Consider the following 9707-nt stretch of genomic DNA (forward strand, 5'->3'; position numbering starts at 1 on the left):
CGGACGAGGCTCGTCGGCAGCCGCGGCCGATCGGACCGGGGGCTACTGCCGGTACGAGGAGAGGAAGTTGCCGAGCCGCTCGATGGCCTCGCTGAGCACACGCGCCTCCGGCAGCGTCACGATCCGGAGGTGGTCCGGTGTCGGCCAGTTGAAGCCGGTCCCCTGCACGAGCAGCACGTGCTCGGCGACGAGGAAGTCGTAGACGAGCTTCGCGTCGTCGTGGATCTCGTAGACCTCGGGATCGAGTCGCGGGAAGGCGTAGAGCGCCCCCGCGGGCTTCAGGCACTGCACACCGGGGATCGCGGTGAGGCCCTCCCACGCCGCATCCCGCTGCTCGTGCAGTCGGCCCGACGGGGCGATCAGCGCGTCGATGGACTGGACCCCCGACAGCGCGGCCTGCACGGCGTGCTGCGCGGGCACGTTCGGGCACAGCCGCGTCGAGGCGAGCAGCTGGATGCCTTGGAGGAAGCCCTCGGCGTGCGCCTTGGGCCCCGTGATCACCAGCCAGCCGGAGCGGAACCCGGCGACGCGATACGTCTTGGAGAGGCCGTTGAAGGTGAGGCAGAGAAGGTCGGGCGCCAGCGTCGCGAGCGGGATGTGCTGCGCGTCGTCGAAGAGGATGCGGTCGTAGATCTCGTCGGAGAGCAGCAGCAGCTCGTGCTCGCGCGCGATCTCGACGATGCCCTGGAGCACCTCGCGCGAGTACACCGCGCCGGTCGGGTTGTTCGGGTTGATCACGACGATGGCCTTCGTGCGCTCGGTGATCTTCTCCCGGATGTCCTCCAGCGAGGGCTCCCAGCCGTTCTCGTTGTCGCACAGGTAGTGCACGGGCGTGCCGCCGGCGAGGCTCGTCATCGCGGTCCACAGGGGATAGTCCGGGGCCGGGATGAGGACCTCGTCGCCCGTGTCGAGGAGGGCCTGCATCGTCATCGTGATGAGCTCGGAGACGCCGTTGCCGAGGTAGACGTCGTCCGGGTCGAACTTCGGGAAGCCGGGGACCTGCTCGTAGCGGGAGACGACCGCTCGGCGGGCCGACATGATCCCGCGGCTGTCGCTGTAGCCGTGTGCGTGGGGCACCGCCTCGATCATGTCGCGGACGATCTGGTAGGGCGCCTCGAAACCGAAGACCGCGGGGTTGCCCGTGTTGAGCTTCAGGATGCGGTGGCCGTCGGCCTCGAGCCGGTCGGCCTCGACCAGGGCGGCTCCGCGGATCTCGTAGAGGACGTCCTTCAGCTTGCTCGACTGGTCCAGGATGCGCGGAGTCATCGCATCAGGATATCTCCGCTCCCGCGGTGCCAATCGCCCGCCCGTGGCCACCCTCTCGGACCCGCCGGGGTCGACTACTTCTTCTTGTCGGCGGCCCGGCGCTGCTGACGGTTCTGCGGAGCGGGCGCGGAGCCGTCCGTGCGCTGACCGAACGCGCCTCGCGGCGCCTCCGCCGCGGGGGCCTGGGCGGGTTCCGCCGGCGCGGCGGCCTGACGGAGCTTGCTCGTCGCCGCCTGCTGCACCTGACCGCGCTCGTTGCGCACCTCGACCTGACCGTCGGCGCCCGCCGCGGTGTACTGCAGCTTCTGGGCCTCGACGGGGGGTGCCTGCAGCCCCTTCGCCTCGACCTGGCCCTCGCCCGCCTGACGCACCTCGACGTCCAGGTTGTAGAGGAAGCCGACCGACTCCTCCTTGATCTGGCCCATCATCGCCTGGAACATCTGGTAGCCCTCGCGCTGGTACTCGATCAGCGGGTCGCGCTGGGCCATCGCGCGCAGGCCGATGCCGTCCTTGAGGTAGTCCATCTCGTACAGGTGATCGCGCCACCGGCGGTCGAGCACCTGCAGCACGACCCGTCGCTCCAGCTCGCGCATCGCGGGCGCCCCGAGAGCCTCCTCGCGAGCGGCGTATGCGATCTTCGCGTCCGAGAGGATCTCGCGCTTGAGCCCCTCCGGCGTGACCCGGCCCTTGCTGCCGCTCTCGGCGACGACCTCGTCGATCGTCACGCTCACCGGATAGAGGGTCTTCAGCTCGGTCCAGAGCGCATCGAAGTCCCAGCTCTCGTTGTGCCCGGCCCCGGTGTGGTCGTCGATGAGCGCGCCGATGGCATCCTCGATGAAGTGCTCCACGCGCGCGGACAGGTCGTCACCCTCGAGCATGTGACGGCGGTCGGCGTAGATGGCCTCGCGCTGCCGGTTGAGCACGTCGTCGTACTTGAGGACGTTCTTGCGGATCTCGGCGTTGCGCGACTCGACCTGGCTCTGCGCGCTCTTGATCGCGCGGGAAACCATGCTGGATTCGATCGCGACGTCGTCGGGGAAGTTCGCGCGCGCGAGGATGGCCTCCGCCGCGCCCGACTGGAACAGCCGCATCAGGTCGTCGGTGAGCGACAGGTAGAAGCGGCTCTCGCCGGGGTCGCCCTGACGCCCCGACCGTCCGCGGAGCTGGTTGTCGATGCGCCGTGATTCGTGGCGCTCCGTGCCGAGGACGTACAGCCCGCCGGCCTCGACGACCTTGGTCGCCTCCTCCGCCACGGTGTCGCGCATCCGGGTGTAGACCTCGTCCCACGCGGCCTCGTACTCCTCGGGAGTCTCGACCGGGTCGAGGCCCCGGGACTTCATCTCCTGGACCGCGAGGAACTCGGCGTTGCCGCCGAGCATGATGTCGGTACCGCGACCGGCCATATTCGTGGCGACGGTGACGGCGCCGAGACGTCCGGCACGCGCGACGATCTCCGCCTCGCGCGCGTGGTTCTTCGCGTTCAGGACTTCGTGCCTGATGCCCTTCTTCGCGAGCAGGCGCGAGAGGTACTCGCTCTTCTCCACCGACACGGTGCCGACGAGCACAGGCTGGTCGGCCTCGTGGCGCCGGGCGATGTCCTCGACGACCTGGGCGAACTTGGCCGGCTCGTTCTTGTAGACGAGGTCGGGCTGGTCCTTGCGGATCATCGGCTTGTTCGTCGGGATCGGCACGACGCCGAGCTTGTAGGTCGACATGAACTCCGCCGCCTCGGTCTCGGCGGTACCGGTCATGCCGGCGAGCTTGTCGTACAGGCGGAAGTAGTTCTGCAGCGTGACGGTGGCGAGGGTCTGGTTCTCCGCCTTGACCGGCACCGCCTCCTTCGCCTCGATGGCCTGGTGGATGCCCTCGTTGTAGCGGCGACCGACGAGGATGCGGCCGGTGTGCTCGTCGACGATCATGACCTCGTCGTTCATCACGACGTAGTCGGTGTCCCGCTTGAACAGGGCCAGCGCCTTGATCGAGTTGTTGAGGAAGGAGATCAGCGGGGTGTTCGCCGACTCGTACAGGTTGTCGATGCCGAGGTAGTCCTCGACCTTCTCGATGCCGGGCTCGAGCACGCCGATGGTGCGCTTCTTCTCGTCGACCTCGTAGTCGACGCCCGGTTCGAGGGTCTTCGCGATCTTCGCGAACTCGACGAACCAGCGGTTGGCCTCGCCGGAGGACGGCCCGGAGATGATGAGCGGCGTGCGCGCCTCGTCGATGAGGATCGAGTCGACCTCGTCGACGATCGCGTAGAAGTGACCGCGCTGGACGAGGTCCTCGCGCCGCCACGCCATGTTGTCGCGCAGATAGTCGAAGCCGAACTCATTGTTGGTGCCGTAGGTGATGTCGGCGTTGTACTGCTCGCGACGCACCTCGGGGGTCTGCCCGGCGATGATCGTTCCCGTGGTCATGCCGAGAGCGCGGTAGACGCGGCCCATGAGCTCGGACTGGTAGGACGCGAGGAAGTCGTTGACGGTGATGACGTGGACGCCCTGCGCCGCGATCGCGTTGAGGTAGACGGCGAAGGTCGCGGTCAGGGTCTTGCCCTCACCGGTCTTCATCTCGGCGATGTTGCCGAGGTGGAGGGCGGCGCCGCCCATGATCTGCACGTCGTACGGCCGCTGGCCGAGGGTGCGCTTCGCGGCCTCGCGGACGGCGGCGAACGCCTCGGGCATGAGCTTGTCGAGCGTCTCTCCGGCCTCGTGCCGAGCGCGCAGCTCGGCGGTCTCGCCGCGCAGTTCCTCGTCGGTGAGCTGCGCGTAGTCCTCCTCGAGGGCGTTCACCGCCTTCACCACCTGCTGGAGCCTGCGGAGGATGCGTCCCTCGCCGGCGCGGAGCAGTTTCTCGAGAGGATTGGCCACGGAGGATCTCCAGACGTTCGGGCTCGTGCGGCACCGGGTGCCGCGCACGCGCGGGGCGCGCGTCACGCCCGCGCGAGGGCGCGCAGGCATACGATGTCATGTTACCCGCCCGTGACCTGGATGCGCGCTGGATCCGGATGGCTGCGGACCGCGATGCGACGGGCCCCGTGCCGCGGCGGACGGGCCCCGGATGCTGTGGATGTGCTTCGATTCCGGTCCCGCTGGCCGGCAGCCGGGATCCCGCCGCGCGGGCGACCCTAGGATCGAGCTATGGCCGGATTCTGGGGCTCACGCAAGCAGGAACGCGCACAGCGCGCGCAGGAGGACGCCGAGCTCGGCCGCCGGGCGGGCGCCGCACTCGTCGAGGTCGACGAGCGTCTGCGCACCACGGCCGATGAGCTGATGTTCGCCGAGCTGGAGCTCGGCCGCGATGCCACGCGCGATCTGCGCGACGCGCTCGACGCCGTCCGTCAGCACCTCGGCGAGGCGTTCCAGCTCCACCAGCTGAATCACGACGAGATCCCGGACACCGTCGAGGAGCTGCGCACCCGCAACGCGCGCATCATCCAGTTGTGCGACTGGGCGGAGGACCTGCTCGACGATCGCCTGCAGGCACTCGCCGAGCCCGTCGCACGAGCGCGCCGCGCCCCCGAGATCATCGACGGGATCCGGGCGCAGGTGGCACGCGACCGGGAGCGCATCCCGCGCGTCGAGGACGTGCTCACCCGCCTCGGCGACCGGTACTCCCCCGATGCGATGCGCAAGATCGCGGGCAATACGCGCGAGGCGGGGCAGCTCCTCGAGTTCGCCGTCCACGGTGCCGACATCTCCACGGCGCGACGCGAGAGCGGCCAGCGCGAGCAGGCGAACCTGGCGCTGGAGACGGCCATCGAGGCGAGCCGGCGCGCGACGACCCTCCTCGACGCGGTCGACACGTTCGAGATCGAGGCGCTGCGCGCCGAGTCGACGCTCGACGCGATCGTCGACGATTCCCGTCAGGACGTCGCCGCGGCGAGGGAGTTCCGGGCGGTGCCGGCCGTGGCCGAGGCCACCGTCGCGTTGGAGAGGGAGCTGGCCGCTCTGGCACCCGCCGGCACGAAGCCCGATCCGTTCACGGAGCTCACCCGCCTGCGCGCCGCGAACGCCGCTCTGGACGCCGCCGTCGCGAAGGCGCGCGAGCGCGCCGCGCGGCCCGTCCCGCCGGAGGCGCACGTGCGCCACGCGATCGACGACGCCGACCGTCAGCTCGGCGTCGCACGCACGGTGATCTCCGGCCACCGCGGCTGGATCGGCGCGGATGCCCGCACCCGCCTGGCCGAGGCCGAGCGACTGCGGCTCGACCTCGGCAGCCTCGCCGCGACGCCGATCGCCGAGGACGACCGCGAACAGGCCCTGGCCGACGCGCGGCGGTGCGGACAGCTCGCCGCCGAGGCTCTGCACCTGGCGCAGCGGGACATCGACTCCTCCCGCCCGAACGACGGCGGATGGGGCGCTCCCGGCGGCGGAGGCCGGCGCGGCGGCGGGAGCGACCTCGCCAGCGGCATCCTCGGCGGCCTCGTCATCGGGTCGATCCTGGACGGCATCTTCGACTGACCGACATCCGCCCGGCCCCGCGCATGATCATCCTCGCGGATGAGGCACCCTCTGAGGGCATCCCCTAGATTCGACTCAGACGCCCCATCCCCCGAGGAGAATTCATGCTCGTCTGGCGCCGCTGGATCTTCCCGTTGCTGATGCTCGTCGTGTGCGCCGCCGTCGCGGCCGCGCTCGTCAAGCTCGCGTTCTTCCCCGACCGCACCGAGGCTGCCTCGCTCGCCGCCGGTGGCGGAGTGTCGACGCCGGTCGTCGCCGTGCAGCGGGCGAGCATCACCTCCGAGCTGAGCGTCGACGGCACGATCGCGCGCGACGAGCCGATCGCCGTGCGCGCCGAAGTGGAGGGGACGATCACGGACGTCGCCGTCGGAGCCGGACAGAGCGTCGCCGCCGGACAGGTGCTCTTCACCGTCAAGCAGACCGAGACGGAGCGCCGGATCGACGTCACCGCCCCCGAAGCCGGCGACCTCACCGCCTTCGAGCTCGTCAAGGGCCAAGCGGTCGCGCTGGGTGCCGACATCGCCAAGCTCACGCCCGCGCGCTTCCACGTCGTCGGCAAGGTCGACCCCGTGCTGCTCTACCGGCTGGTCGGCGCACCCACCGAGGCCCAGGTGACGATCCAGGGCGGCCCCGCCCCCTTCACCTGCACAGGCCTGCGGGTGCAGGTCGCGGAGGACGGGACGACGAGCATGGTGTGCGCGGTCCCCGGCGACCAGCAGGTGTTCGCGGGGCTCAAAGCGACCCTCGCCGTCCAGGTCGGGTCTGCGACGGACGTGCTCGCGGTCCCGACGACAGCCGTCAAGGGCGGCGCGGGCACCGGCACCGTCTGGGTCGATGCCGCCGGGGCGACCGAGGAGCGCAGCGTGCAGCTCGGCCTCACCGACGGGACGATGGTCGAGGTCGTCGGCGGCCTCGCCGAGGGCGAGTCGATCCGGGAGTTCGTCCCGGGCACGACCGCAGGAAGCGAGCCCACGTGCTACCCGGACGGCGCAGGCGGCACCTACTGCGAAGCGCCCGGGACGAACTGGTGAGCCTCGTCGAGCTGCGGGCGATCACCAAGCACGTCCTCCTCCCCGACGATTCGCGCCTCGACATCCTGCGCGGCGTCGATCTGACCGTCGACGCCGGAGACCACGTCGCGATCGTGGGCCGTAGCGGGTCGGGCAAATCGACGCTCCTCAACATCCTCGGGATGCTCGATCTGCCCTCGACCGGGTCGGTGGCCTTCCGCGGGCGTGCGGTCGTCCAGGAGTCCGGTCGCCGGATGCGCCGCGGCGCCCTCGACCGTCTGCGCGGGCGCGAGGTCGGCTTCGTCTTCCAGCAGTTCAACCTGCTCCCCGGCCGGTCGGCGACCGACAACGTGGCGATGCCGCTGGGCTACGCGACGGGGCGTCAGTTCTGGTCGCGGCGACGCCTCGCGGAGGAGATGCTCGACCGCGTCGGGCTGAGCCACCGGCTCGACTCTCCGCCGGAGCAGCTCTCCGGCGGAGAGCAGCAGCGCGTCGCGATCGCCCGGGCTCTGGTGCGGCGGCCCGCGCTGATCCTCGCCGACGAGCCGACGGGGGCGCTCGACGTCGACACCGGAGAGGCCATCATGAGTCTTCTCGACGAGGTGGCGTCGGAGACCGAGGCGGCCCTCGTCACGATCACGCACGACCTGCACGTGGCCGCGCGGGCGCGTCGCCACTATCGTCTCGAGACCGGGCTGCTGTCGGAGGTCGACCTCGAGGCCGCCTCCCGGGAGACGGCCCTGGGCGCGGTGACCACGCTCGGCGCGGCCACGGCCGTCGCGGAGGGCGATCCGGCATGAGCGGACTCGTGGGCGCCCTCACCGAGGCGTGGGCGGAGCTGCGGCACCACAAGCTCAGGGTGCTGCTCAGCCTCGTCGGCATCGCCGTGTCCGTCGCCGCCATCGCCGCCGTGCTGGCCCTCGGCGACTATCAGCGCCAGGTGCAGGTGGAGCAGTCGGACCGGTACGGCGGTCGGGAGGCGACGATCTCCGTGTCCGCCAATCGCCTCGACGGCACCTCGCTCGACGTCGCCGCGATGAACGCCGCCGTGTCGTCCGCCGCGGAGCGCTTCGGCCTCGAGTACGTGACGCGACGGGTGGACCAGCTGTCGACGAACGCCGACCTGCAGACCGCCGACTACGTGCGGCCGGTCACGGTGCGGCTGGCCGACCCCGACTACGCGGTCATCCACCGCACGGACCTCCACGCGGGGCGCTGGTTCACCGCCGAGGACACCGAGTGGCTGTCATCCCCGATCATCCTGTCGCAGCCGCTGTGGGCGGCCCTGGGCTCGCCGTCTCTCAGCAGCCATCCCACGGTGCAGCTCGTGGGCCCGCTCGCCGGTACGTATCGAGTCGTCGGGGTGACACCCGCGCAATGGCAGGGCGACGATCAGAAATCCATCACCCTCCTGCCGGACACCTACCTGGCGCACACCGAGACGCTCGCCGCCGGCGAGGGCTTCATGTGGGAGCTGTGGGTCGGGCCCGACCAGGTCGACGCGATCGGGCCCGAGCTCGCCGCCCAGCTGCGCGCGGCGGCCGGGCCCGACGTGGACGTCGTCGTGAGCCGGTCCGACTGGTCGACGCGTCCCGAGGTGCAGCAGGGTGCCCAGATCTTCGAGCTGGTGACCGGCCTCATCGCCGGGCTCGTTCTCGTGCTCGGCGGGCTCGGGCTCGTCAACATCCAGCTGGTCGCGATGCGGCAGCGCATCCGTGAGATCGGCGTGCGACGGAGCTTCGGCGCGACGAGTGCACGCATCTTCACCACCGTCCTGTTCGAGAACGTCGTGGCGACGGCCGTGGCGGGCCTCGTCGGCATCGTCGTGGCGATCATCGCGCTGCGCATCGTCTTCAGCCTGGATCTGCTGCCCCCGCTCCAGGATGCCCCGCCCCTCCCGCTGCGCGCCGCGCTCATCGCCCTCGCGGCCGCCGTAGGCATCGGCGCCGTCGCAGGCTTCCTCCCGGCGCTCACGGCCGTCCGCGCCAAGGTGATCGATGCCTTGAGGATCTGAGGGACGTCGCACGTCCTCGATCGCGGAGAGGGGCCGGATGCACCAGGCATCCGGCCCCTTTCCGCGTGATCAGGACGCGAGCTCCTCCTCCACCGGCGGCGCGCTCGCGGTCAGCGAGATGACGCCGTAGTCCCACCCCTTGCGGCGGTAGACGACGCTCGGGTGGTCGGTGCGGGCGTCGATGAAGAGGAAGAAGTCGTGGCCGACGAGCTCCATCCGGTCGACGGCCTCCTCGACCGTCATCCATTCGGCGTCGAAGTTCTTCGTCCTGATGACGACGGGCGTGTAGTCGTCCTCGTCCTCCGCGCTGCCGATCACCGGCACCTCGCCGGTGGCGACGGCGCGCAGCACGTCCACCGACGCGGGCTGCACGTCGATGCCCGCCAGGGCGCCGCTCCCCTTGTCGAGCTTCGCGCCGCGCGGGTGATTGCGTGCGTCGACGCGCTTGTCCTTGGCCCGGCGGAGCTGCTCGGCGAGCTTGTCGACGGCCAGGTCGAGCGCGGTGAACTTGTCGGCGTCGGTGGCCTCGGCACGGACCACGGGGCCCTTACCGGTCACCGTGAGTTCGACCGTCTCCTCTTCGCGACTGCCGTTGTGGTAGGCCCGGTGCGTGACCTTGACGTCGAGACGCTGCGCCCGCGGGGCGAGATTCTCGACTCGGACGGACTTCTCTTCGGCGACGGTGCGGAACCGATCCGACACGCTCACACCCACGCCGACGATGCTGGTTTCCATCCTTGACCTCCTTGTTCCGGGTTCTCCCGGTCAAGAAAGAACCCTCGGTTCGCCTTGTTCGATCAACCGTAGCGAGGCTCGACGCCGCTGTCACCTCCGGCGTGCCGGGTCAAAGGGGCTCTGCGCATTCTGGGTGGGGTGAGGCGCTCGGGCGTGGCGTGACGGGGTGAGGTGGGTCGAGGCCCGGAGGATCGGTAGCGACCAAGCAACCTGTTCGTCCGGAGA

General features: G+C 70.5%; 7 protein-coding genes. 4 read left to right on the plus strand and 3 right to left on the minus strand.

Annotation, left to right across the window (positions count from 1 at the left end):
* Positions 1–42: 42 nt before the first annotated feature.
* Together WFI00_RS15390 and secA are read right to left on the minus strand one after the other, a co-directional pair.
* Entirely contained in the window at positions 43–1266 is a 1224-nt protein-coding gene (locus WFI00_RS15390; protein WP_336633276.1) for a pyridoxal phosphate-dependent aminotransferase, read from the minus strand.
* Positions 1267–1340: 74 nt separating this feature from the next.
* Positions 1341–4130 (minus strand): preprotein translocase subunit SecA, encoded by a 2790-nt coding sequence (gene secA, locus WFI00_RS15395; protein WP_336633277.1) that lies wholly within the window; start codon positions 4128–4130, stop codon positions 1341–1343.
* A 270-nt stretch (positions 4131–4400) separates the two neighbouring features.
* Between secA and WFI00_RS15400 the strand changes: the two genes are divergently transcribed.
* From WFI00_RS15400 to WFI00_RS15415, 4 genes are all read left to right on the plus strand, one after another.
* Complete coding sequence (locus WFI00_RS15400) at positions 4401–5723, plus strand: hypothetical protein (protein WP_336633278.1); 1323 nt, start codon at positions 4401–4403, stop codon at positions 5721–5723.
* A 104-nt stretch (positions 5724–5827) separates the two neighbouring features.
* The gene (locus tag WFI00_RS15405; protein WP_336633279.1) at positions 5828–6754 is read left to right on the plus strand and encodes an efflux RND transporter periplasmic adaptor subunit; all 927 of its coding nucleotides are present in this window, start codon (positions 5828–5830) and stop codon (positions 6752–6754) included.
* A complete protein-coding gene (locus tag WFI00_RS15410) occupies positions 6751–7533 on the plus strand; it encodes an ABC transporter ATP-binding protein (protein WP_336633280.1) in 783 nt (260 codons plus the stop codon). The genes WFI00_RS15405 and WFI00_RS15410 overlap by 4 nt, the downstream gene beginning before the upstream one ends.
* The gene (locus tag WFI00_RS15415) at positions 7530–8747 is read left to right on the plus strand and encodes an ABC transporter permease (RefSeq protein ID WP_336633281.1); all 1218 of its coding nucleotides are present in this window, start codon (positions 7530–7532) and stop codon (positions 8745–8747) included. Before WFI00_RS15410 ends, WFI00_RS15415 begins: the two co-directional genes overlap by 4 nt.
* A gap of 69 nt (positions 8748–8816) precedes the next feature.
* Here WFI00_RS15415 and hpf read toward each other — a convergent pair whose 3' ends face one another.
* Positions 8817–9482: a ribosome hibernation-promoting factor, HPF/YfiA family gene (gene hpf, locus WFI00_RS15420; protein WP_336633282.1), complete on the minus strand. Its 666-nt coding sequence runs from the start codon at positions 9480–9482 to the stop codon at positions 8817–8819.
* Positions 9483–9707: the final 225 nt, after the last annotated feature.

This window comes from Microbacterium sp. MMO-56 (assembly GCF_037146215.1).
In the GTDB taxonomy this organism is placed as follows: domain Bacteria; phylum Actinomycetota; class Actinomycetes; order Actinomycetales; family Microbacteriaceae; genus Microbacterium.